Raw genomic sequence first — 23,628 nt, forward strand, 5'->3', positions numbered from 1 at the left:
CGCGCCGTCCAGCAGGGCCCGGGCCAGCCGCGGGTGCACCCCCAGCCGGGCCATCCGGCGGCCGCGCCCGGTGGGACGGCCGTCCTCGCCGACGGCGCCCGTGGCCGTCAGCACGGCGCGCGCGGCGGCCAGCGCGCCGGACGGCGGCGCGTCCAGCAGCGCCAGCCCGCTCGCGTCCGGATCGCCCCAGCAGGCCGCCTGGAGGGCGAACGCCGTCAGGTCCGCGACCGTGATCTCCGGGGAGGGGAAGGCGGGCAGCCGCGCCTCGTCGGCCTCCGCCCAGCAGCGGTACACCGCGCCGGGCGCCTCACGCCCGGCGCGCCCCGCACGCTGCCGGGCGGCGGCCCGGGACGCCCGTACGGTGGTCAGCGCGCTCAGCCCGCGGGCGTGGTCCGTCCGCGGCTCCCGGGCCAGCCCGGCGTCCACCACCACCCGGACGCCCGGAACGGTCAGGCTCGACTCCGCCACCGCCGTCGCCAGCACCACCCGGCGCGTGCCCGAGCCACCCGCGAGGGCCGCCTCCTGCACGGCGGCCGGCGCCCGGCCGTGCACCTGGAGCACCTCGGCCCCGAGCGCCGCCGGACCGCCCAGCAGCCCGGCCACCCGGCCGATCTCGCCGACGCCCGGCAGGAAGCACAGCACATCGCCCTCCCGCTCCCGCAGCGCCCGCCGCACCACGCCGGCCACGTGCTCCAGCAGCACGGGATCCACCCGCAGGCCGTGCGGCGGCCGGACCGCCCGCTCCGGCGGGGCCCACACCGTCTCGACCGGGTGCGACACGCCCTCCGCCGTGACGACCGGCGCGCCCCCGAGCAGCCGCGCCCACCCCTCGGCGTCGGTCGTGGCGGAGGCGGCGACCAGCCGGAGCTCCGGCCGCAGCGCGGCCCGTACGTCGAGGAGGAAGGCGGCCGCGGTGTCGGCGTCCAGATGCCGTTCGTGGCACTCGTCGAGCACCACGGCGTCGACGCCGGACAGCTCCGGATCACGCTGGAGCCGCTGCAGCAGCACCCCGGTGGTGACCACCTCCACGACGGTCGCGGGACCGGCCCTCCGCTCGCCGCGCACGGTGAACCCGACGCGCTCCCCGACGTCCTCGCCCAGCAGCCACGCCATGCGCCGGGCCGCCGCCCGCGCGGCGATCCGCCGCGGCTCGGCCACCAGGACCCGCCGGACGGGCCCCGGCACCGGCGCGAGCCCGGCCAGGGCCAGCGGGACCAGCGTCGTCTTGCCCGTACCGGGCGGCGCGCAGAGCACGGCGGTGCCGGGCCCCTCCAGGGCGGAGACGAGCGCGGGCAGCGCGGTGCGGACGGGGAGCCGGTCGAGGACGTCGGTACGGATCACGCGGACCAGTGTCGCCGAACGGCGGGACCCACCGGCCCCGGGCCCCTTCCCCTTCCGCGGCGAGGTGACCAACTATGCGGATATGTATTGAACGTTCGTACCTGTGGTGTACATGCTGCTCGCTCCTGTCCGCGCGGAACCCGCGCGCGCAGGCCGTCATCGACGACGTTTCCCCTGCTCACCACCGGTCGTTCGGTACCACCAGAGGTCACCTCGTGAACGCTGCTCTCGCCACCCTCCCCGTCCTCGTCACGCTGGTGCTCCTCGCCCTGGGCGTGCGCGCCCTCTACGCCAGCCTGGCGGCGCTCGCGACCGCGCTGGTCCTCACCGCCACCGCCTTCCGCACCTCCCCGGCGGAGCTCGGCGACGCCCACCTGCACATGCTGCCGACCGTCGTCGAACTCGCCGCGATCCTCTTCGGCGGCATCCTGCTCAGCGAGCTGATGACCAGGACCGGAGCCCAGTCCCGCATGGGCGAGTGGATCGGCAGCGCGTGCAGTTCCCCGGGTCGCGCGGTGCTGCTGGTGATGCTGGGCGTCACCCCGTTCGCCGAGTCGCTCACCGGCTTCGGCATCGGCGTGATCGTGGCCATCCCGCTTCTGCGCCAACTGGGCCTGCCCCCGGCCAGGGCCGCCGTGATCGGCCTGCTCGGACTGGTCACCGTCCCCTGGGGCTCCCTGGCGCCGGGCAGCCTGGTCGCGGCGGAACTCGGCGACGTCGACTTCCAGCGGCTCGGCATCGACTCCGCCCTGCTGTCCGCGCCCGTCTTCCTCATCTGCGGAGCCGCCGCCCTGGTCGTCGCGCTCGGCGCGCGCCGGGCCCTGGCCGCCTCCGGCGATCTGGCCGTGGCCGTGATCGCGCTCTGGGCCACCGTCTGGGCCGTCAACACCTTCATCGGCGTTCCGCTGGCCGGCGTCCTCGGCGGACTCGTCACCATGGCCGTCCTGCTGCTGGTCTCCCTGCTCCGCGAGCGGAACGGCGGAAGCCCGCGCGAGTCCGTCGCCCGGACCCTGTCCCCCTACGGTTTCCTCGTCGCCGGCCTGCTGGTGAGCCGGCTGGTCCTGGAGACGGCCGGGATCACCGAAGGGTGGTGGACGGTCGTCGCGGGCCCCGCCGGCTGGCTGCCGCTGACCGCCGTCCTCACCCCGAGACTGCTGGGCGCCCGGGAGCCCGTGCTCGGCGGGGCCGCGCGCGCCGCGCTCGGCCGCTGGTGGCAGGTGACCCTGACGACGGTGGTCTTCCTCGTCCTGGGCACCCTGCTCACCGTGACCGGCATGAGCCGCGAGATCGCCGAGGCCTGCGCGACGATCGGCGCCTCCTACCTCGTGCTCGCGCCCTGGATCGGCGCGGTCGGCGGGTTCCTCGCGGGCTCCAACACCGGCGCCAACGCCATGTTCGCCGCCAGCCAGGCCGAGACCGCCGCGGCACTGGACCACTCCGCCGCACACCTCGTCGCGGTGCAGAACGTCAGCGCCGCGCTCGCCTCGGGCGCCTCCAGCGCGCGGGTCGTCCTGGCCGCGCAGCTGGCCGAGAACGCCCCCGGGCCGTCCTCCGGCCCCCGGGCACCCGCGTCCGCGCCCGCCGCGCCGGGGGGCGGCACCGCGACCCGGGTGCTGCCGGAGGTCACGGAGACGACGGCCGACGCGCCGGTGGACACCCGCTGGGTGCTGCGCACGGTCCTCTCCGTGCACGCCCTGGTGTTCCTCACGATCGGAGTGATCTCGGTCCTCTGGGGCTGAGCCGGGGAGCGGAAGGGCCGCTCAGTCGCGCTCGCAGACGAAGATCGCCGTCCCGGGGATCAGATGGCCGCGCAGCGGCGACCAGCCGCCCCACTCCTGGGTGTTCCACTCCGGCCACTCCGGCTCCACCAGGTCGACGAGCCGGAAACCGGCCGCCACCACGTCCCGCACCCGGTCGCCGAGGGTCCGGTGGTGCTCCACGTAGACGGCACGGCCCGTCTCGTCCTGCTCCACGTACGGGGTGCGGTCGAAGTAGGAGGCGGCGACGGACAGGCCCTCCGGGCCGGGCTCGTCAGGAAAGGCCCACCGGATGGGGTGGGTGACGGAGAAGACCCAGCGGCCGCCGGGCCGCAGCACCCGGCGCACCTCGCGCATCACCCGCACCGGGTCGGCCACGAACGGCACCGCGCCGTAGGCCGAGCACGCCAGGTCGAACGAGCCGTCCGCGAAGGGCAGCGCCCCCGCGTCCGCCTCCACCAGGGGGATGTCGCCACCGATCCGCAGCGCGTGCTGGAGCTGCCGGTGCGAGAGGTCCAGCGCCACCGGGCGGGCGCCCCGCGCGGCAAGCCAGCGCGAGCACTGGGCCGCGCCGGCGCCGATCTCCAGGACGTCCCGTCCCGCCAGCTCCGCGGCCGGTCCGAGCAGCCCCGCCTCGGCCTCGTCGAGGCCCTCCGGACCCCAGACGAAGCGGTCGTCGCCCAGGAAACCGCCGTGCTCGTTCTGGTACTCGTCGGCGTTCCTGTCCCACCAGCCACGGCTGGCCCGGCTGCTTTCGGCCTCGCCGGTGTTCCGCCGGGTCGCTTCCGGCTCGTACTGTTGGATTTCTGGCGTCATCTGGGTGGTCGCGATCCCGGGCTCGTGGGGCGGTGATGGGGCAGGGACGGGAAAGAGGGCGGGTGAAGCCAAGTGAAGGGAGGTGAAGACGGGTAATGTTTCGGGCCGCCGGGAGCCCTGAATCGCCTCCCGCAACGTGAGTTGTGCCGGATTCGGAGCATTTTGTCCCGGGTGTGCGCCTTCGCGCATTGACCGTGTCCGGCTGCCCCCGTATGCTACAAGTTGCGCTGCGAGCCTGCGCGCCTCGGACCGAGCAGGCCGCTTTCGTACTTGTTGTATGTCCCCTCGGTTGTCGAGGCGCTTCCGGAGTCATCCGGAAAGTGCGTCTCCAAGGCTGTCCGGCTTCGGCGGTGCGATATACGGGCTCATGGCGTAGCAGTACCTACGACTCAATGTCCGTACCGGAGCCCTTTCCCACATGACGAGCAGCACCGAGACCACCGCCACCACCCCGCAGGTTGCGGTCAACGACATCGGTAACGAGGAAGCCTTCCTCGCCGCGATCGACGAGACGATCAAGTACTTCAACGACGGCGACATCGTCGACGGCGTCATCGTGAAGGTCGACCGGGACGAGGTCCTGCTCGACATCGGTTACAAGACCGAAGGCGTCATCCCTTCCCGCGAGCTCTCGATCAAGCACGACGTCGACCCCAATGAGGTCGTCAGCGTCGGTGACCAGGTCGAGGCCCTCGTTCTCCAGAAGGAGGACAAGGAAGGCCGCCTGATCCTCTCGAAGAAGCGCGCCCAGTACGAGCGTGCCTGGGGCACCATCGAGAAGATCAAGGAAGAGGACGGGATCGTCACCGGTACCGTCATCGAGGTCGTCAAGGGTGGTCTCATCCTCGACATCGGCCTCCGCGGCTTCCTCCCGGCCTCCCTGGTCGAGATGCGCCGTGTCCGCGACCTCCAGCCCTACGTGGGCAAGGAGCTCGAGGCGAAGATCATCGAGCTGGACAAGAACCGCAACAACGTGGTCCTGTCCCGCCGCGCCTGGCTGGAGCAGACCCAGAGCGAGGTCCGCCAGACCTTCCTCACCACCCTCCAGAAGGGTCAGGTGCGCTCCGGCGTCGTCTCCTCCATCGTCAACTTCGGTGCCTTCGTGGACCTGGGCGGCGTCGACGGTCTCGTCCACGTCTCCGAGCTGTCCTGGAAGCACATCGACCACCCCTCCGAGGTCGTCGAGGTCGGCCAGGAGGTCACGGTCGAGGTCCTGGACGTCGACATGGACCGCGAGCGCGTCTCCCTGTCGCTCAAGGCCACCCAGGAAGACCCGTGGCAGCAGTTCGCCCGGACCCACCAGATCGGTCAGGTCGTCCCGGGTAAGGTCACCAAGCTCGTTCCGTTCGGCGCGTTCGTCCGCGTCGACGAGGGCATCGAGGGCCTGGTCCACATCTCCGAGCTGGCCGAGCGCCACGTGGAGATCCCGGAGCAGGTCGTCCAGGTCAACGACGAGATCTTCGTCAAGGTCATCGACATCGACCTCGAGCGCCGCCGCATCAGCCTCTCGCTGAAGCAGGCCAACGAGTCCTTCGGTGCCGACCCGTCCGTGGTCGAGTTCGACCCGACCCTGTACGGCATGGCCGCGTCCTACGACGACCAGGGCAACTACATCTACCCCGAGGGCTTCGACCCGGAGGCCAACGACTGGCTGCCCGGCTACGAGAAGCAGCGCGAGGAGTGGGAGCGCCAGTACGCCGAGGCGCAGCAGCGCTTCGAGCAGCACCAGGCGCAGGTCATCAAGTCCCGCGAGGCCGACGAGCAGGCCGCTGCCGAGGGTGCTGCCGCTCCGGCCGCCGCCTCCGGTGCCGGCAACGTCTCCGGCGGTTCGTACTCCTCGGAGTCGGCCGACAACTCCGGCGCCCTGGCGTCGGACGAGGCGCTGGCCGCCCTCCGCGAGAAGCTGGCCGGCGGCCAGAGCTGAGGCTCTGACCGGCCGCGGTTGACCGCAGGCTGACGTGAGGCCCGTTCCCCCTCGGGGGAGCGGGCCTCACGCATGTCCGGGCCGCGCGGGGAATGGCCGGGGTGGCCAAGAACGTTCCCTCCCAAGGAACATGAGGAGGAACGGTCACCGTGTTGGATCCGCAGGGTTTGTACGAATGGGAGCCCAAGGGGCTCGCCGTGGCCGACCTGGCCCTGGCTCAGGAAACCGCCGGCCTGGTCATGCTCTACCACTTCGAGGGGTACATCGACGCCGGCGCGACCGGTGAGCAGATCGTGGAGCGGCTGCTCGACGGCCTGCCGCACCAGGTCGTGGCGCGCTTCGACCACGACCGGCTGATCGACTACCGGGCCCGCCGCCCGCTGCTGACCTTCCAGCGGGACCGCTGGAGCGCCTACGAGACCCCGAAGATCGAGCTGCGGCTGGTGCAGGACGCCACCGGGGCGCCGTTCCTCCTGCTGTCCGGACCGGAGCCGGACGTCGAGTGGGAGCGGTTCGCCGCTGCCGTGGGGCAGTTGGTGGAGCGGCTGGGGGTGCGCCTCTCGGTGAACTTCCGCGGCATCCCGATGGGGGTGCCGCACACCCGGCCCGTCGGCATCACCCCGCACGGCACGCGCGCGGAGCTGGTCCCCGGACACCGCGGCCACTTCGACGAGGCACAGGTGCCCGGGAGCGCCGAGGCGCTCGTCGAGTACCGGCTGGCGGAGGCGGGCCACGACGTGCTGGGCATCGCCGCGCACGTCCCGCACTACGTCGCCCGGTCGCCCTACCCCGACGCCGCGCTGGTCGCCCTGGAGGCGATCACCTCCGCGACCGGTCTGGTGCTGCCGAGCGCCGCGCACGCGCTGCGCAGCCAGGCGCTGCGCACGCAGGAGGAGATCGAGCGGCAGATCGCCGAGGGCGACGAGGAGCTGGTGTCGCTCGTCCGCGGTCTTGAGCACCAGTACGACGCGGTGGCGGGGGCCGAGACGCGCGGCAACCTGGTCGCGGAGCCCCTGGAGCTGCCTTCCGCCGACGAACTGGGCGCGGAGTTCGAGCGGTTCCTGGCCGACCGGGAGGGCGAGGGCGGCCGGTGAACGGGTGGCCGATAGCGTGGGGCCCATGGTGAAGGTGGGTCTCACAGGTGGAATCGGTGCCGGGAAGAGCGAGGTGTCGCGCCGGCTGGCCGCGCACGGAGCGGTGATCATCGACTCCGACCGCATCGCGCGGGAGGTGGTGGAGCCGGGAACGGCCGGACTGGCGGCGGTCGTCGCCGAGTTCGGGCCGGACGTCCTGGCCCCGGACGGCTCCCTGGACCGGGCCCGGCTGGGGTCGGTCGTCTTCGCGGACGCCGGGCGGCTGGCGGCGCTGAACGCCATCGTGCATCCGCTGGTGCGGGCCAGGTCCGCCGAGCTGGAGGCCGCGGCGGCGCCGGGCGCGGTCGTCGTGCACGATGTGCCCCTCCTGGTCGAGAACGGCCTCGCCCCCCTGTACGACGTGGTGGTCGTGGTCGACGCCACCGAGGAGACGCGGGTCGACCGGCTGGTACGGCTGCGGGGCATGGCCCCGGAGGAGGCCCGGGCCCGGATGGCGGCCCAGGCGACGCGCGAGCAGCGGCTCGCGGCGGCCGACGTCGTCATCGCCAACGACGGGCCGGTCGCGGAGCTGGAGGCCCGGGTGGACGAGGTCTGGGCGTGGCTGTGCGCGAAGGCCGGGGACCGCGGCCGGGAATAGGACGTGACGCCGGGGCGTTGTGCAGGCCGCATCCCGAGGGGCATCAACAGGGAAGGACCGTGCCCGTGGCCGAGCCGACGCCCGAGACCCACGTCATCGACTTCCGCACCGCCGAGCGGTTGCTGGACGCCCGCGACCCGCGCGGTGCGGTCAAGCTGCTCGACTCGGTCATCACCTCCCATCCGGACAATACGGCGGCCCGGCTGCTCCGGGCCCGGGCCTATTTCGCGGCGGCCCAGCTCCGCCCCGCCGAGCGGGAGTTCGAGCACGTGCTGGAGCGCGAGCCGGACAACGCCTTCGCGCACTTCGCACTGGGCCGGACCCTCGTGCGCGCGGGCCGGCCGACGGAGGCCGTGCGGCACTTCCGGCTCGCCGCGGCGCTCGACCCCCGGCCGGACTTCATGGAGGCCGCGCGCTTCGGCGACAAGGGCTGAGGGCGGGCCGCCGACAGCAGGACCGGCGAGGACCGGGCGTCGTCTCAGGGCGGCGGACCCGGCGGCCTGCGGTCCCGGACCGGCTCGTACGGAGGTACGTCACGGCCCGGCTGGTAGTGCGCGCCCTGGCGGATGTGCCGGACGACCACGATCAGGTCGACGATCGTCACCAGGGCCAGGGCCGCGAAGGCCGCCGCCCACCCCGGGTGGTCCGTGAGGGCGAACAGCGCGGCCCCCGCGCCGCAGAACACCAGGCCGGCCACGGCCAGTCCGCAGCGCAGCCGCAGCGGACTGCGGGCCGTGATGGGCTCGTTTCCCGTACGCATGGGCACCATCTCCCCCTCCCAGGATCCACCCGCCGCCGGGTGCGCGAAACCGGGACCGTTCGCCACGCTCCGTGACAACCGGGCTCAGACCAGCCGGCGTATCTCGCCCCGGACGCGGTAGAAGCCTCCGGACGCGGGGGAGAGGGCGTCGACGACGTAGCGGGCGCCCGCCCGGCGGATGTGGCGCGGGAACTGGACGTTCCAGCCGGTCTCGTAGCCCTCGGAGACGACGTGCACGCGCAGCCGGCCGCCCTCCTGGACGCACTCGACCACGATGCCGGCGGCGGGCACGGCATCGACGGTCGCCACGGCGGTCGCGGGCGTGTACGTCGGCAGCGCGGCGGCCAACTTGACGTCGCGCGGCACCGGAACGCTGCCGGAGCGGGCGGCGGCGACGGCCGCGTCGGAGGCGTCCACGCACACCAGGGAGCCGTCGGTGGTGACCATGTAGAGCTTCTCGTCCAGGTACTGCATGGACAGGGCCGAGCCGCTGCCCGTGCCGAGCTTCCACAGCCGGGTGCCGTCGGCGTCGAAGCAGTAGACGGAGGAGGAGTTGTCGCCCGCGAAGACGTAGCGTCCGCCGGGGGCGGTGGCGCAGGAGTAGACGATCGCGTCGCACCGGTAGGCCGCCTCGGCCCGGCCGGTCGTCTTCGACAGCCGTTGGACGGTGCGGTGGGCGGTGCCCGCGTAGACGGAGTGGTCCTCCTGCCAGCCGAACAGGACCGGGCCGTCGGTCGCGGTGTGCCACAGCTGCCCGGTGCCGTCGGCCGCGTAGGCGGTCACCCCCGAGGAGTGGCCGTGGTAGACCGCGTGTTCGTCGCGGCGGACCATCCAGGCGTGGTTTCCATGGCTTCTGCGGGACCACTGGTGCTCGTCCTCGTGGTCGATGACGGTCAGTCCGCCGTCGCGGTCGGACACGTTGAGCACGCCTTCGTGGATGTCGAGCCAGAAGATGTCGACGGAGGAGGTGATCTCGTAGGCCGCGAACGGGAGTTTCGACGACAGGTCGTACACGGTGCCGTCGTCGCACCCGGCGTAGATCCAGAAGTCGTCGGCCACCAGGCACTTGACGCCGTCCGGCAACTGGTAGCGGGCGAGCACCTCGCCGCCGTGACCGACCGTGAACACGTCGCCGGCCTGGTTGCCCACCCAGCAGCGGTCCTCGTCGACGTGGATGCCGAAGGCCGCGGCGCCGGTGCGGAAACGCCACAGCACCGGGGCCACCGCGCGGGCGGTCGAGGGCGCCGAGGTCACCTGGCGGCGCGTCACCGGACGGGCGGCCCGCGCGCCTCGCACGGCCGGCGCGTAGCCCTTGCGGACCTTCTCACCGATCTTCTTCGCCGCGGCGGCCCGCGCCTTCTCCTCGGTGGGGAAGGACGAGGTCTGCACCTGCCCGGCCGCGCCGATGCGGCCGTAGCGGACGGTGACACTCGTCCCGTCCACCGTCACCTCGTAGAACTTGTGCGCCCCGCCGCCCTCTTGGGACAGCTCAAGGTAGGTGTGCGCGGACGTGACGGACACAGCAGGCCCCCTTCCCCGGCGGCTCCGGTCGGCCGCCCTTCACTGCCCGGAACGTTAGGGGGTACCACTGACAACGGGCTGTTTCCGCAGGTCACCACCCGTTCCACCGCTCCACCGGCCGCCGGTTCCGGGGACGGCGGAGCGGTGCGCGACCGGGAGGGTCAGCCGAAGTCCGGGACGTCCGCCAGGGTCAGCGGGGTGTCCTGCATCGTGTCCTCGGCGTCCTCCGCCAGCGCCTCGGCGATCACGTGCGGGGCGTTGGTGATGATGGCGTCCACCCCCATGCGGGCCAGGGCGACCGCGCGGTCGGGATCGTCCACCGTCCAGGCCGAGACCTCCAGCCGGCGGCCGTGCGGGCCCTTCACCCCGTGGACCGACCGGACCCAGGCGGCGCCGACCTTGGTGTGGTCGGGGTTGATCTGGTCGGCGAACTTGGCGTACTCCCGCAGCTCCGCCGGCTTGGGGGCGCCGAGGAAGCCCGTCTTCACATCGGGCCGCAGACCGTGGAAGGTCCGGAGCGAGGCGGCGTTGAAGCTCTGGACCACCAGCCGGCCCCCGACGTGCCGCCGGTCGAGCCAGCCGGTCCTGCGGAGCTCCGCCACCAGCTGCTGCTCGATGCCGGGGTACAGCTCGGGAGCCTTGACCTCCAGGAGCAGCTTCTGGCGGTTGTGGTCCACCCGCCGGAGGTAGCGCTCCAGGGTGGGGACGCGCTCGCCGGCGAAGCGGCGGTCGTACCAGCCGCCGGCGTCCAGCTTCTGGATCTCGGCGAGCGTGAAGTCCCCGACCTTCCAGGGCGCCCGGTCCGGGAAACGCTTCTTCACGTCCGTCGTCCGGGTCAGGGTGGTGTCGTGGATGACGACCAGACGGCCGTCCTTGGTGCGCTGCACGTCGTTCTCGACCCAGCCGACGCCCAGCCGGGCGGCTCTGTCGATCGAGGCGAGGGTGTTCTCCGGGGCCTGGACCGGTACCCCGCGGTGCCCGATCGCGAGGGGCACCCGGGCCCGGGCCGCGGCGCCCGCGTCCGGCGCGGCCTCGGCCGCCGGTGCGACGAGGCCCAGCACGACCGGGACGGTCGCGGCCAGGCCGAGGAGGGTACGGGTCATGGTGGAGACGGGACGGATACGCATCGGGGCTCCTCGCGGCGTCCGGGTGCCGGGCGCGGTGGCGGCCCGGTCCATGGGGTCCATGGCGTACGCAGACAGTCGTACCGGAAACCCGGGCCGGTGCGCAGCAGGGAGGACGGCCGGACAGCGGATCGTTCGCCGGTTCTTCGCTTCCGGTCCATCCAGGAAAACCCCAGGTGGGGGCCGTCGCCCCGGCCTTTGTCAGTGGCAGGTCGTACGGTGGTCCCATGCGGCCCGTTTCTCAGATCGAACGCAAAGTGGCGCCTTTCGAGGTCGTCAGTCCCTACCAGCCCAGCGGTGACCAGCCGACCGCGATCGCCGACCTGGAACGGCGCATCCGCGCGGGTGAGAAGGACGTCGTCCTGCTCGGCGCGACCGGTACCGGCAAGTCGGCGACCACGGCGTGGATGATCGAGAAGCTCCAGCGGCCCACCCTCGTCATGGCGCCCAACAAGACCCTCGCGGCGCAGCTCGCCAACGAGTTCCGCGAGCTGCTGCCCAACAACGCGGTCGAGTACTTCGTCTCCTACTACGACTACTACCAGCCGGAGGCGTACGTTCCGCAGTCGGACACCTACATCGAGAAGGACTCCTCGATCAACGAGGAGGTGGAGCGGCTGCGCCACTCCGCCACCAACTCGCTGCTCACCCGGCGGGACGTCGTCGTGGTGGCCTCCGTGTCCTGCATCTACGGCCTGGGCACGCCGCAGGAGTACGTGGACCGCATGGTCCCGCTCAAGGTCGGCGAGGAGATCGACCGGGACGACCTGCTGCGCCGCTTCGTGGAGATCCAGTACACGCGCAACGACCTGGCCTTCACCCGGGGCACCTTCCGAGTGCGCGGGGACACCATCGAGATCTTCCCGGTCTACGAGGAACTGGCCGTCCGCATCGAGATGTTCGGTGACGAGATCGAGGCGCTTTCCACGCTGCACCCGCTGACCGGCGAGGTCATCTCGGAGGACCGGGAGCTGTACGTCTTCCCCGCCAGCCACTACGTCGCGGGTCCCGAGCGGATGGAGAAGGCCATCGCCGGGATCGAGACCGAGCTGGAGGAGACGCTGGCCCGCATGGAGAAGCAGGGCAAGCTCCTGGAGGCCCAGCGGCTGCGCATGCGCACCACCTACGACATCGAGATGATGCGCCAGATCGGCTCCTGCTCCGGCATCGAGAACTACTCGCTGCACATGGACGACCGTGAGCCGGGCTCCCCGCCCAACACCCTGCTGGACTTCTTCCCCGACGACTTCCTCCTCGTCATCGACGAGTCGCACGTCACCGTGCCGCAGATCGGCGCCATGTACGAGGGCGACGCCTCCCGCAAGCGCACCCTGGTCGAGCACGGCTTCCGGCTGCCGTCAGCGATGGACAACCGCCCGCTGAAGTGGGAGGAGTTCACCGAGCGCATCGGCCAGACCGTCTACCTGTCCGCGACCCCCGGCAAGTACGAGCTGGCGAAGTCCGACGGCTTCGTCGAGCAGATCATCCGTCCCACCGGCCTGGTGGACCCGGAGGTCGTCGTCAAGCCGACCGAGGGCCAGATCGACGACCTGGTGCACGAGATCCGCAAGCGCACCGAGAAGGACGAACGGGTCCTGGTGACGACGCTCACCAAGAAGATGGCCGAGGATCTGACCGACTACTTCCTCGAACTCGGCATCCAGGTGCGGTACCTGCACAGCGACGTCGACACCCTCCGCCGCGTCGAGCTGCTGCGCGAACTGCGGGCCGGTGAATACGACGTGCTGGTCGGCATCAACCTGCTGCGCGAGGGGCTCGACCTGCCCGAGGTGTCGCTGGTGGCGATCCTCGACGCCGACAAGGAGGGCTTCCTGCGGTCCGGGACGTCGCTGATCCAGACCATCGGGCGTGCGGCGCGGAACGTCTCCGGCGAGGTCCATATGTACGCGGACAAGATCACTCCGGCGATGGAGAAGGCCATCGAGGAGACCAACAGGCGCCGCGAGAAGCAGATCGCGTACAACAAGGAGCGGGGCATCGACCCGCAGCCGCTGCGGAAGAAGATCGGCGACATCGTCGCCACGATCGTCCGTGAGGAGATCGACACCCAGGAGCTCCTGGGCACCGGCTACCGCCAGACGGACAAGGGCAAGGGGAAGGCCCCCGTCCCGACGGCCGCTTCCGGAGGCGGGAAGAAGGGCAGGGCCAAGGAGGCCGCCGCCCCGACCGACCGCCCGGCGGCGGAACTCGCTCAGCTCATCGAGGACATGACGGACCGCATGCGGGCGGCCGCGGCGGAGCTCCAGTTCGAGGTCGCCGCGCGGCTGCGGGACGAGGTGGGCGAGCTGAAGAAGGAACTGCGGCAGATGAAGGAGGCGGGGGTCGCCTGACGGCCCCTCCGGCCGCCGGGGGAGGGGAATCATGGTTCCTTTGCCCGGAATTGCCCGGGGGAGATGTTGCAAGACCGCCACAAACCGACCTGGGTCGCGCGGACGGGCGCGCCAGTGCATAGGGTCGTTCCCGGAAGTCGCGCGTTCGCGCGCGGCGTCCGGCGGACCACCGCACGACCGATGAATGAGCAATGAACGAGAAGGGACCGCGCGTGACAGTCAACTTGTCCAAGGGTCAGGGCGTCAGCCTGCAGAAGGCGGACGGGGAGACCTTGACCGCGGTGCGCATGGGGCTGGGCTGGAAGTCGGCCCCCCGCCGGGGACTGTTCAGGTCGCGCACCAACGAGATCGACCTCGACGCCTCCGCCAGCATGTTCGCCGACGGGCAGCACATCGACGACGTCTGGTTCAACCACCTCGTCAGCCACGACGGTTCCGTACGGCACACCGGGGACAACCTGGTGGGCGGCGCCGGCACCGGGGGCGACGACGAGACGATCCTGGTCGACCTGCAGCGCGTGCCCGTGCACGTGGACCAGATCGTCTTCGCGGTGAACTCCTTCAGCGGGCAGACCTTCTCCGAGATCACCAGCGCCTTCTGCCGTCTGATCGACGACAACACCGGCCAGGAGCTGGCCCGGTACACCCTCGACGGCGGCGGCCCGTACACGGCGCAGATCATGGCGAAGGTGCACCGCGTGGGCGGCGGCTGGCAGATGACGGCCATCGGCACCCCGTCCAACGGCCGGACGATCCAGGACCTCTACCCGGTGATCGCGACCGTCCTGTAGCCCGTCGAGGGCGGGCCCGGCGGGGCGGGCACGGAGCACGGGACACGTAGGGAACGGCCCGGCGGCACGGCACCGCCGGGCCGTCGGCAGCGCAGCAGGACACGACGAGGGGGAGCAGGGCGATGACGGCCGAGCTGGTGCGGGGGCAGAACCATTCGCTGACCGAGAGCCGGTTGGAGATCCGGATCTCGACGGGGGACCCGGTGGTGGTGGGGGCGGCGCTCGGCGGCGCCGACGGCAGGGTGTCCGGCGCCGGACAGGTCGTCCGCCCCGGCTCCCCACGGGTACCGGGGGTGGAGGTGCCGGCCGGAGTCGCCACCGTACAGCGCCTCTCCCTCGAACTGGACGTCCTGCCCGACTCCGTGCACCGCGTCCACGTGCTGCTCGCCCTGCCGGCCGGCGGCCGCGGCCCGGTCCGCTTCGGCGCGACGGCCGCGCCGTTCCTCGCCCTCTCCGGGAGCGGCGGCGAGGACATCGCCAGCTTCACCGTCACGGAACTGGACGCCGAGACGGCCCTGGTCGCCCTGGAGGTCTACCGCCGGCAGGGCGCGTGGCGCGTACGGGCCGTCGGCCAGGGCTACGCGGGCGGCCTCGCCGAGCTCTTCCGGGACCTCGGGGTGGAGCGCGCCTCCGAACTCGCCGCCTGCGTCGAGGAGCAGGCCGCCGAGGGCGCGTCCGTGCTGTCGGCCTCGCAGCCGTCCGCGCGGCACGCCGGGAGCGGCGGGCGGCACACCGGACAGACCGCGGGCGCCTCCGTGGACTGGTCCGCCGACCACCCCGGCCCCGAGGCGACGGCCTCCGCCGCGTCCGGCGGCACCGGACAGGCCGTCACCGAGCCCGAGACTCCGTCCACGGCCGGACCCGTGGACTACCGGCACCCGCGCCGCCGCGCCGCCGAACCCCCGCAGCCGGCGCCCACCGCGCCGGCGGCCGAGCCCGGGACGCCCCCGCAGCCCGTGGCCGGCGACGCCGCCGGCTGGACGATGGAGGAGCGCCTCTACAACCAGGTGTGGGGGATGTTCGAGGACCTGGCCCGGAGCACCGCCGCGTACCGCAGCGCGGTCGGCTTCGCCGAGTCGCGCCTGGAGCAGGAGCTCGACCGGGTGCTCTCCGACCCCGCCACGCGGGTGGGGCCCGTCGCCGACGCAGCCCGGGAGGAGGCACGGGCCAAGCACAGCCGGCTCGTGGAGCAGGCCCGCGCGGTGCTCGACCGCGACCTCGCCCAGCTCACCGCCGAGGCCGAGGTCGTCGAGCACGCGCTGCCGCCCGCCCTCGCCCGCTGGGACAGCCCCGTCTGGCACGGCTACCAGGCGCCGCTGGAGACCCCGATGGCGCTGCGCCTGGGCGATCTGCACCTGCCCGAGCGCCGGGGGCTGCGCATCCCCATGCTGGTCCGGCTGCCGCTCGAACGCGGGCTGTGGGTCGACTGCGGGCGTGCGACCGGTTCGGGCACCGACATGGCGGACCCGGCCGAGCTGCGCCGGCTGGCCATGGACTGCGCTGTGGCCCACGCGGCGCGGCTGCTGGCCGTGCACCCCGTCGGGGAGTACAGCGTGCACGTGATCGACCCGGCCGGTTCGGCAGGAGCCGCGCTCGCCCCGCTGCTCGAACACGGGGTGCTGGCCCAGCCCCCGGCGGCCGGCGCGCAGGGGGTCTCGGCCGTGCTGGCCGGGCTGACCCGCCGCGTCGACCTGGTGCAGATGGCGGTCCGGAGCGGGGCCGCCGACGCGCTGCCGCCCGACCTGGACACGGCCGAGCAGCTGCTGATCGTCAACGACTTCCCACACGGCTTCGACGACCGGGCGGTCACCCAGCTGCGCTACCTCGCGGACGAGGGCCCGTCCGTCGGCGTGCATCTGATGATGGTCGCCGACCGGGAGGACTCCCGGGGCTTCGGCCCCGTCCTCGACCCGCTCTGGCGCTCGCTCCTGCGGATCACGCCGGTGCCGGACGACCACCTCGCCGACCCCTGGGTCCGGCACGCCTGGACGTACGAACCGTCGCTGGCCCCGGCCGGGAGCGATGTGGTGGGCCGGGTGCTGTGGCAGGTGGGGCAGGCGCGGCGGGCGTACGGTCTCTGAGCCCTCCGGACAGGGGTTCCGTCCAAGGGGTGTTACCTCTCTGACCAGGCAACTTGGTCTTTCCTTTACTCGTTCTTGGTGCTTCCTGTACCGTTTGTGAGGCGGAGGCGCCCTGCTGCTCACGGTCGAGTGGTAGGGCCCTCCGGCAGCGAGGACGCTGGAAGTTGCCGTACGAGGTGCCGGAGGACCCGTGGACGTTTCCCTCACGATGTGGCTGCTGACCGTGCTCGGTCTGTGCGCCCTGATCACAGCGGACTTCTTCATCGGCGGCCGCAAACCGCACGAGGTCTCCCTCAAGGAGGCCGGTACCTGGACCGTGGTGTGGGTCGTACTGGCAGCTCTCTTCGGTGTGGGGCTGCTGTTCCTGGGCGGCGGGCAGCCGGCGGGGGAGTTCTTCGCCGGTTACATCACCGAGAAGTCGCTGAGCGTCGACAACCTCTTCGTCTTTGTGCTGATCATGGGCAAGTTCGCGGTGCCGCCCGTCTACCAGCAGCGGGTGCTGATGGTCGGCGTGCTCATCGCCCTCGTCCTGCGGGCCGTCTTCATCGGCGCCGGCGCGGCGATCATCGCCAACTTCTCCTGGGTCTTCTATCTGTTCGGCGCCTTCCTCATCTGGACCGCCTGGAAGCTCATCCAGGAGGCGCGGTCGGACGAGGAGGAGGAAGAGTTCGAGGAGAACCGCTTCCTCAAGGCGGTCGAACGGCGCTTCCCCTCCACGAACCGGTACCACGGCACCAAGCTCGTGGTGGTGGAGGGCGGCCGGCGCCTGATGACGCCGATGCTGATCGTCATGCTGGCGATCGGCACGACCGACGTGCTGTTCGCGCTGGACTCCATCCCGGCGATCTTCGGCCTCACGCAGGACGCGTACATCGTCTTCACGGCCAACGCCTTCGCCCTCATGGGCCTGCGCCAGCTGTACTTCCTGATCGGCGGCCTGCTGCGGAAGCTGGTCCACCTCTCGTACGGCCTCTCGGTGATCCTCGGCTTCATCGGCGTCAAGCTGGTGCTGCACGCCCTGCACGAGAGCGGGGTGGCGGTGCCCGAGATCAGCATCCCGGTCTCACTCGGCGTCATCTGCGCGGTGCTGGCCGTCACCACGGTCACCAGCCTGCGGGCCTCCAGGAAGCTGGAGCGGGCCGCCGCGGACCGGAGCCGGGAGGACGCGGACGTCTGAGGCGTCGGCACCCTCCCGCGGGCCGGGGAGGCCGGCGGGAGGCCCGGCGTCCGGCGCGGGCGACGGGTCCGCGGCCGGCGCGGCCGCGGGCACCGGGCGGGTCTCCGGCAGCAGCGCGAAGCAGGCGAGGCTGAGCAGCGCGACGGCGACGAGGAAGACGGCGACCCCCCACGGCGGCCGCCCGCCGCGGGTCAGCGCGGTGGCGACCAGCGGGGTGACGGCGCCGCCCAGGACACCCGCCAGGTTGTAGCCGACGGTGGCGCCCGTGCAGCGGACCCGGGGCTCGTACAGTTCCGGCAGATACGCGCCGACCACGGCGAACGTGACGATGAACGCCAGCATCGCGACGACGAACCCCACCGTCATCAGCAGCGGGTTCCCGGTGCGCAGCAGGGCGACCATCGGGAACATCCACAGGGCGACGGCCACGCAGCCGGCCAGGCACAGGGGCCGCCGCCCGACGCGGTCGCCGAGCAGGGCGAGCGGCGGGGTGGCGACCGCGGAGGCGACGACCGCGATCATGATGCAGCCGAGCATCACGGTGCGGTCGATGCCGAGCCGTTCGGTGCCGTAGGCCAGCGCCCAGGTGGTGATCGCGTAGTAGACCGCGTACCCGATGGCGAGGCCGCCCGCCGTGAGCAGGACGAGCCGCCAGTGGTCGCGCGCCACCTCGGCGAAGGGCAGCCGGGCCCGTTCCCCGCCGGCCAGTCCGCGGAACTCGGGGCTCTCGCTGATCTGCGTGCGCAGCAGCAGGCCGACGACGGCCAGGACGCCCGCCACCCAGAACGGCACCCGCCAGCCCCAGGAGCGGAACTGCGCGTCGGTGAGGCAGGCGGAGAGCCCGAGGGTGATGCCGTTGGCGAGCACGAAGCCCAGCGGCGGGCCGAGTTGGGGGAAGCTCGCCCACAGCGCGCGGCGGTGCGCGGGGGCGTGTTCGGCGGTGAGCAGGACGGCGCCGCCCCACTCGCCGCCGAGCCCGAGCCCCTGGAGAAAGCGCAGGACGAGCAGGAGCAGCGGCGCGGTGACGCCGATCGCGGAGTACGGGGGCACCAGGCCGACGGCCACGGTGGCGAGGCCCGTCAGCAGCAGGGAGACGACGAGGACCGGGCGCCTGCCGTGCCGGTCGCCGATGTGCCCGAAGAGCACGGAGCCCAGGGGACGGGCGATGAAGCCCACACCGAAGGTGCCGAAGGCCGCCAGGGTGCCCAGGAGCGGTGAGACGGTGGGGAAGAAGAGCGGCCCGAGGACCAGCGCCGCCGCGGTGCCGTAGGCGAAGAAGTCGTAGAACTCGATGGCCGTCCCGGCGAGGGAGGCGGCCGCCAGGCGGACCATGCCCGGAGGGGCCGGGGAAGCGGTGGGGGAGCCGTCACGGTGCATGTACCGTCCAACTTCCCGTGCGCGCACGGGACACGGGGCGCACGGAGGCGTTCCCGGGGGCGCGGAGGAACGTCTGCCTCCGCATCCCGTGTCACGGGCGTGCGCCCCCGGCGGAAAGCCGGAGGAGCGCCCGCCCGGCCCGGCTTACCAGCCGCGCTCGCGCCACTCCGCGAGGTGGGGACGCTCCGCGCCGAGGGTGGTGTCCGCGCCGTGCCCGGGGTAGACCCAGGTCTCGTCCGGGAGCCGCCCGAAGAGCTTGGTCTCGACGTCGCCGAGCAGACTGGCGAACGCCTTCGGGTCGTTGTGGGTGTTCCCGACGCCGCCGGGGAAGAGGCAGTCGCCCGTGAACAGGTGCGGGTGGCCGTGCGGGTCGTCGTAGACGAGCGCGATGCTGCCCGGGGTGTGGCCCACCAGATGGACGGCGGTGAGGGCCACCCGGCCCACGCGGAGGGTGTCGCCGTCCTCGACGGGCACGTCCGTGGGCACCGGGATGCCCTCGGCGTCGTACCGGCCCGCGCAGGTGCGGGCGCCGGTGGCGTCGACCACCTCGCGCAGCGCGCCCCAGTGGTCGGCGTGCCGGTGGGTGGTGACCACGGTGGCGATCCCGCTGTCACCGATCAGACCCAGCAGGGTGTGCGGCTCGGCGGCGGCGTCGATCAGCAGCTGCTCGTCGGTCGCGCGGCAGCGCAGCAGATAGGCGTTGTTGTCCATCGGCCCGACCGCGACCTTGGAGATCATCAGGTCGGTCAGCTCGTGTACGTCGGCTGCCCCGCCGACCTTCACCGTTCCGGTGTATGCCATGGGATCAGCCTAGTTCCTCGGTACGACAACGGGCCCGGCGGCCGCTCCCCGGCGCTCACAGCGGGGGCATGGCCGGGACGAGCGCCCCGCCGGTCCCCAGGGTCGAGCCGTCGCGCCGGCCGGCGAGCCAGCCCAGCAGCGCGGGCGCCGGGCCGGTGACGCGGACCGGCCGTCCGTCCGTGCTCCCGGTTCGCCACTCGCGCCCGTCCTCCGCGGTGACGAGCAGGGACGGTACCTCGGGGTGGCCGGAGAACCGCCGGGCCAGGAAGTCGATCTCCCGGTCGGTGAACTCCGCCGGGAGGTCCTCCAGCTCGTAGCCGACACCGAGGTCGACGTGGTGCAGCTCGATCTCGATGAGCCGCCGGAAGGGCACCCGGGAGGCACGGTCCGTGACGCCGTTGCGCAGGGTGACCGTCCGGGAGAGGTCGGCGGGGGCGGCGGCCGTGTCCAGGAAGCGCCGGGAGCTGTCGAGCAGGTCCGCCAGATGGACGGCGAGGGGGCGCGGGGCGTCCCGTTCGATGTCGGCGTCCCGTACCTCGGCGCCGGCGTACATGGGCCGCCCGGTGAGCACGTTGACCAGGGCGTCGGCGTTCCGCGCGAGGTGGGCCAGGACGTGGCCGCGGGTCCAGCCCGGGAGCCGGGACGCCTCGGGGAGGGCGGATTCCGGCAGCTTCTCCACCACGCCCAGCAGCCGTTCCGTGGCCTCGTCGACCAGGGCGAGATCGTGCTCGTGATCAACCATGGGCCGACGATAGCGCCGCCACTCGTTCGGGTGAAGGAGACGGACTCCGGCCGTAAATCGAATGTGCGTGCTATACGCTCGGGATGCGGCATCCTGGAGAGATGGCCGCAGCGCTCTCGTACCCTGGCCGGGTCGGGAGCATCGCTCCGCACTGACCCCTGCTCCCGCGACGGGCCGCCACTCGGGCGGCGTCGCGCGGCGGCGGGGCCGGCGCACCCCCCTTCGTCTTCTCAAGAAAGGTGCTGACCGGCGTGGCTGACCGTCTCATCGTCCGTGGCGCGCGCGAGCACAACCTCAAGAACGTCTCGCTCGACCTCCCCCGTGACTCGCTCATCGTCTTCACGGGGCTCTCCGGGTCGGGCAAGTCGTCCCTCGCGTTCGACACGATCTTCGCCGAGGGGCAGCGCCGCTACGTCGAGTCGCTCTCCTCCTACGCACGGCAGTTCCTGGGCCAGATGGACAAGCCCGACGTGGACTTCATCGAGGGCCTGTCCCCGGCCGTGTCCATCGACCAGAAGTCGACCTCGCGCAACCCGCGCTCGACGGTCGGCACGATCACCGAGGTCTATGACTACCTCCGCCTGCTGTTCGCCCGGATCGGCAAGCCGCACTGCCCCGAGTGCCGGCGGCCGATCTCCCGGCAGTCGCCCCAGGCCATCGTCGACAAGGTGCTGGAGCTGCCGGAGGGCAGCCGCTTCCAGGTGCTGTCACCGCTGGTGCGGGAGCGCAAGGGCGAGTTCGTCGACCTCTTCTCCGACCTCCAGACCAAGGGCTACAGCCGAGCCCGGGTGGACGGCGCGACGATCCAGCTCTCGGAACCGCCCAAGCTGAAGAAGCAGGAGAAGCACACCATCGAGGTGGTCGTGGACCGCCTCACCGTCAAGGGCAGCGCCAAGCGCCGGCTGACCGACTCGGTCGAGACCGCGCTCGGCCTCTCCGGCGGCATGGTCATCCTCGACTTCGTCGACCTCCCCGAGGACGACCCCGAGCGTGAGCGGATGTACTCCGAGCACCTCTACTGCCCCTACGACGACCTCTCCTTCGAGGAGATGGAGCCGCGCTCCTTCTCGTTCAACTCGCCCTTCGGCGCCTGCCCGGACTGCACCGGCATCGGCACCCGTATGGAGGTCGACCCGGAACTGATCGTTCCGGACGAGGAGAAGAGCCTGGACGAGGGGGCGATCAGCCCCTGGTCGCACGGGCAGAGCAAGGACTACTTCCAGCGCCTGGTCTCCGCCCTCGCCGACGAACTCGGCTTCCGCACGGACATCCCCTGGGCGGGCCTGCCGCAGCGTGCCAGGAAGGCCCTGCTGCACGGGCACCGGACCCAGGTCGAGGTCCGCTACCGCAACCGGTACGGCCGCGAGCGCGCGTACACCACCTCGTTCGAGGGCGTCGTGCCGTTCGTGAAGCGGCGGCACTCGGAGGCGGAGAGCGACTCCAGCCGCGAGCGCTTCGAGGGCTATATGCGCGAGGTGCCGTGCCCCACCTGCGAGGGCACCCGCCTCAAGCCGATCGTGCTGGCCGTCACCGTGCAGGGCCGCTCGATCGCGGACGTCTCCTCGATGTCGATCAGCGAGTGCGCCGACTTCCTGCGGGACATGACGCTCACCGGGCGCGAGAAGAAGATCGCCGAGCGCGTCCTCAAGGAGGTCAACGAGCGGCTGCGCTTCCTCGTCGACGTCGGCCTGGACTACCTCTCGCTCAGCCGCGCCGCGGGCACCCTCTCCGGCGGCGAGGCGCAGCGCATCCGGCTCGCCACGCAGATCGGCTCCGGCCTGGTCGGCGTGCTGTACGTGCTGGACGAACCGTCCATCGGCCTGCACCAGCGGGACAACCACCGGCTCATCGAGACGCTGGTGCGCCTGCGGGACATGGGCAACACCCTGATCGTCGTCGAGCACGACGAGGACACCATCAAGGTCGCCGACTGGGTCGTCGACATCGGCCCGGGCGCCGGCGAGCACGGCGGCAAGGTCGTGCACAGCGGGCCCCTGGCCGAACTCCTGGCCACCGAGGCGTCGATGACGGGGCAGTACCTCTCCGGCCGCCGGGCCATCGCCACGCCGGACGTCCGGCGTCCGGTCGACCGGAAGCGCGTGCTGACCGTGCGCGGCGCCCGGGAGAACAACCTGCGGGACATCGACGTGGCGTTCCCCCTCGGGGTGCTCACGGCGGTCACCGGTGTCTCGGGATCCGGCAAGTCGACGCTGGTCAACGACATCCTCTACACGCACCTGGCCCGCGAGCTGCACGGCGCCCGCACCGTTCCTGGCCGGCACACCCGCGTGGACGGCGACGACCTGGTCGACAAGGTCGTGCACGTCGACCAGTCGCCGATCGGCCGGACGCCGCGCTCCAACCCGGCCACGTACACCGGTGTCTTCGACAACATCCGCAAGCTCTTCGCGGAGACGATGGAGGCGAAGGTCCGCGGCTACCTGCCCGGCCGCTTCTCCTTCAACGTCAAGGGCGGCCGCTGCGAGAACTGCTCCGGCGACGGCACCATCAAGATCGAGATGAACTTCCTGCCGGACGTGTACGTGCCGTGCGAGGTCTGCCACGGTGCGCGGTACAACCGGGAGACCCTGGAGGTGCACTACAAGGGCAAGTCCATCGCCGAGGTGCTGGACATGCCCATCGAGGAGGCGCTCGGCTTCTTCGAGGCCGTCCCGACGATCGCGCGCCACCTGCGCACCCTCCACGAGGTCGGTCTCGGTTACGTCCGCCTGGGGCAGCCCGCGCCGACCCTGTCCGGCGGCGAGGCGCAGCGCGTGAAGCTCGCGAGCGAGCTCCAGAAGCGCTCGACCGGGCGGACGGTGTACGTGCTCGACGAGCCCACGACCGGTCTGCACTTCGAGGACATCAACAAACTGATCTCGGTGCTGTCGGGCCTGGTCGACAAGGGCAACAGTGTGATCGTCATCGAGCACAACCTTGATGTGATCAAGACGGCCGACTGGGTCGTGGACATGGGCCCCGAGGGCGGCAAGAACGGCGGCACGGTCATCGCCGAGGGCACCCCCGAGGAGATCGCGGCCGTTCCGGACAGCCACACCGGTCGGTTCCTCCGCGAGATGCTCGGCGGCCGGGTCACGGACGACGACCCGGCGGACCCCGCCCCGAAGCGCGGGACAGGCGCCAAGCGGGCCCCCGCGAAGAAGGCCGCGGTCAAGGCGGCCCCCGCGAAGAAGGTCACGGCGAAGAAGGCCGTCGCCAAGAAGACGGCCGCGAAGAAGACGGCGGCCTCGCGCAGGGGCTGAGACACCCCGGTACGTGCTCCGGTCCCGGATCCGCAGAGGTCCGGGACCGGACGCGTCCCCGGCCGGCCGGT

18 protein-coding genes are annotated in these 23,628 nt (G+C 72.1%); 10 read left to right on the top strand and 8 right to left on the bottom strand.

The window, feature by feature from the left end; genetic code table 11:
- The coding region (locus tag HN013_RS18920) for a helicase-related protein (RefSeq protein WP_312018642.1) at positions 1-1,341 on the bottom strand (1,341 nt) is incomplete at its 3' end.
- A gap of 215 nt (positions 1,342-1,556) precedes the next feature.
- Here HN013_RS18920 and HN013_RS18925 point away from each other — a divergent pair.
- Entirely contained in the window at positions 1,557-3,080 is a 1,524-nt protein-coding gene (locus HN013_RS18925) for an L-lactate permease (RefSeq protein ID WP_171167713.1), read from the top strand.
- 21 nt (positions 3,081-3,101) lie between these two features.
- Here HN013_RS18925 and HN013_RS18930 read toward each other — a convergent pair whose 3' ends face one another.
- A complete protein-coding gene (locus tag HN013_RS18930) occupies positions 3,102-3,914 on the bottom strand; it encodes a class I SAM-dependent methyltransferase (RefSeq protein ID WP_171167715.1) in 813 nt (270 codons plus the stop codon).
- Positions 3,915-4,332: 418 nt separating this feature from the next.
- On the opposite strand from HN013_RS18930, the gene rpsA reads away from it, so the two are divergent.
- From rpsA to HN013_RS18950, 4 genes are all read left to right on the top strand, one after another.
- Entirely contained in the window at positions 4,333-5,838 is a 1,506-nt protein-coding gene (rpsA, locus tag HN013_RS18935) for a 30S ribosomal protein S1 (protein ID WP_171167717.1), read from the top strand.
- Positions 5,839-5,987: 149 nt separating this feature from the next.
- Entirely contained in the window at positions 5,988-6,932 is a 945-nt protein-coding gene (locus HN013_RS18940) for a proteasome assembly chaperone family protein (protein WP_171167720.1), read from the top strand.
- A 25-nt stretch (positions 6,933-6,957) separates the two neighbouring features.
- Positions 6,958-7,569, top strand: a complete 612-nt coding sequence (gene coaE, locus HN013_RS18945; RefSeq protein ID WP_171167722.1) for a dephospho-CoA kinase — start codon at positions 6,958-6,960, stop codon at positions 7,567-7,569.
- Between the two features lie 65 nt (positions 7,570-7,634).
- Complete coding sequence (locus tag HN013_RS18950) at positions 7,635-8,003, top strand: tetratricopeptide repeat protein (RefSeq protein ID WP_171167724.1); 369 nt, start codon at positions 7,635-7,637, stop codon at positions 8,001-8,003.
- A 44-nt stretch (positions 8,004-8,047) separates the two neighbouring features.
- Here the strand turns inward: HN013_RS18950 and HN013_RS18955 are convergent, their stop codons facing one another.
- From HN013_RS18955 to HN013_RS18965, 3 genes are all read right to left on the bottom strand, one after another.
- On the bottom strand, positions 8,048-8,329 hold the full coding sequence (locus HN013_RS18955) for a DUF6343 family protein (RefSeq protein ID WP_171167726.1): 282 nt from the start codon (positions 8,327-8,329) through the stop codon (positions 8,048-8,050).
- Positions 8,330-8,413: 84 nt separating this feature from the next.
- Complete coding sequence (locus tag HN013_RS18960; RefSeq protein ID WP_171167727.1) at positions 8,414-9,850, bottom strand: WGR domain-containing protein; 1,437 nt, start codon at positions 9,848-9,850, stop codon at positions 8,414-8,416.
- A gap of 161 nt (positions 9,851-10,011) precedes the next feature.
- Positions 10,012-10,977 carry a glycerophosphodiester phosphodiesterase family protein gene (locus HN013_RS18965; protein ID WP_171167729.1) on the bottom strand — a complete coding sequence of 322 codons (966 nt, stop codon included), beginning with the start codon at positions 10,975-10,977 and terminating at the stop codon, positions 10,012-10,014.
- Positions 10,978-11,201: 224 nt separating this feature from the next.
- Between HN013_RS18965 and uvrB the strand changes: the two genes are divergently transcribed.
- The 4 genes from uvrB (at position 11,202) to HN013_RS18985 (ending at position 17,374) form a co-directional block, all read left to right on the top strand.
- A complete protein-coding gene (uvrB, locus tag HN013_RS18970) occupies positions 11,202-13,325 on the top strand; it encodes an excinuclease ABC subunit UvrB (RefSeq protein ID WP_212764541.1) in 2,124 nt (707 codons plus the stop codon).
- Between the two features lie 212 nt (positions 13,326-13,537).
- Positions 13,538-14,116 carry a TerD family protein gene (locus HN013_RS18975; RefSeq protein ID WP_171167730.1) on the top strand — a complete coding sequence of 193 codons (579 nt, stop codon included), beginning with the start codon at positions 13,538-13,540 and terminating at the stop codon, positions 14,114-14,116.
- A gap of 122 nt (positions 14,117-14,238) precedes the next feature.
- Positions 14,239-16,197 (top strand): TerD family protein, encoded by a 1,959-nt coding sequence (locus HN013_RS18980; protein ID WP_171167731.1) that lies wholly within the window; start codon positions 14,239-14,241, stop codon positions 16,195-16,197.
- A 190-nt stretch (positions 16,198-16,387) separates the two neighbouring features.
- Positions 16,388-17,374: a TerC family protein gene (locus tag HN013_RS18985; RefSeq protein ID WP_171167732.1), complete on the top strand. Its 987-nt coding sequence runs from the start codon at positions 16,388-16,390 to the stop codon at positions 17,372-17,374.
- On the opposite strand, the gene HN013_RS18990 is transcribed toward HN013_RS18985, so the two are convergent.
- The 3 genes from HN013_RS18990 to HN013_RS19000 form a co-directional block, all read right to left on the bottom strand.
- On the bottom strand, positions 17,261-18,706 hold the full coding sequence (locus tag HN013_RS18990) for an MFS transporter (RefSeq protein WP_171167939.1): 1,446 nt from the start codon (positions 18,704-18,706) through the stop codon (positions 17,261-17,263). The two genes, HN013_RS18985 and HN013_RS18990, sit on opposite strands and share 114 nt — an antisense overlap.
- A gap of 189 nt (positions 18,707-18,895) precedes the next feature.
- The gene (locus HN013_RS18995; RefSeq protein ID WP_171167733.1) at positions 18,896-19,552 is read right to left on the bottom strand and encodes an MBL fold metallo-hydrolase; all 657 of its coding nucleotides are present in this window, start codon (positions 19,550-19,552) and stop codon (positions 18,896-18,898) included.
- Positions 19,553-19,607: 55 nt separating this feature from the next.
- Positions 19,608-20,294 carry a maleylpyruvate isomerase family mycothiol-dependent enzyme gene (locus HN013_RS19000; RefSeq protein WP_171167734.1) on the bottom strand — a complete coding sequence of 229 codons (687 nt, stop codon included), beginning with the start codon at positions 20,292-20,294 and terminating at the stop codon, positions 19,608-19,610.
- A gap of 251 nt (positions 20,295-20,545) precedes the next feature.
- Here HN013_RS19000 and uvrA point away from each other — a divergent pair, with 251 nt between their 5' ends.
- Positions 20,546-23,557, top strand: coding sequence for an excinuclease ABC subunit UvrA (gene uvrA, locus HN013_RS19005; protein ID WP_171167735.1), 3,012 nt, complete (start codon positions 20,546-20,548; stop codon positions 23,555-23,557).
- Positions 23,558-23,628: the final 71 nt, after the last annotated feature.

Source organism: Streptomyces sp. I05A-00742 (assembly GCF_013055795.1).
Taxonomy (GTDB): Bacteria; Actinomycetota; Actinomycetes; order Streptomycetales; family Streptomycetaceae; genus Streptomyces.

What these genes read in the sequence shown, in the direction of transcription:
- uvrB (WP_212764541.1), top strand. Translation starts at nt 11,202, where the DNA reads ATGCGGCCCGTTTCTCAGATCGAACGCAAAGTGGCGCCTTTCGAGGTC.
- HN013_RS18965 (WP_171167729.1), bottom strand. Translation starts at nt 10,977, where the DNA reads ATGCGTATCCGTCCCGTCTCCACCATGACCCGTACCCTCCTCGGCCTG.
- HN013_RS18995 (WP_171167733.1), bottom strand. Translation starts at nt 19,552, where the DNA reads ATGGCATACACCGGAACGGTGAAGGTCGGCGGGGCAGCCGACGTACAC.
- HN013_RS18980 (WP_171167731.1), top strand. Translation starts at nt 14,239, where the DNA reads ATGACGGCCGAGCTGGTGCGGGGGCAGAACCATTCGCTGACCGAGAGC.
- HN013_RS18955 (WP_171167726.1), bottom strand. Translation starts at nt 8,329, where the DNA reads ATGCGTACGGGAAACGAGCCCATCACGGCCCGCAGTCCGCTGCGGCTG.
- HN013_RS18990 (WP_171167939.1), bottom strand. Translation starts at nt 18,706, where the DNA reads ATGGTCCGCCTGGCGGCCGCCTCCCTCGCCGGGACGGCCATCGAGTTC.
- HN013_RS19000 (WP_171167734.1), bottom strand. Translation starts at nt 20,294, where the DNA reads ATGGTTGATCACGAGCACGATCTCGCCCTGGTCGACGAGGCCACGGAA.
- coaE (WP_171167722.1), top strand. Translation starts at nt 6,958, where the DNA reads ATGGTGAAGGTGGGTCTCACAGGTGGAATCGGTGCCGGGAAGAGCGAG.
- rpsA (WP_171167717.1), top strand. Translation starts at nt 4,333, where the DNA reads ATGACGAGCAGCACCGAGACCACCGCCACCACCCCGCAGGTTGCGGTC.
- HN013_RS18930 (WP_171167715.1), bottom strand. Translation starts at nt 3,914, where the DNA reads ATGACGCCAGAAATCCAACAGTACGAGCCGGAAGCGACCCGGCGGAAC.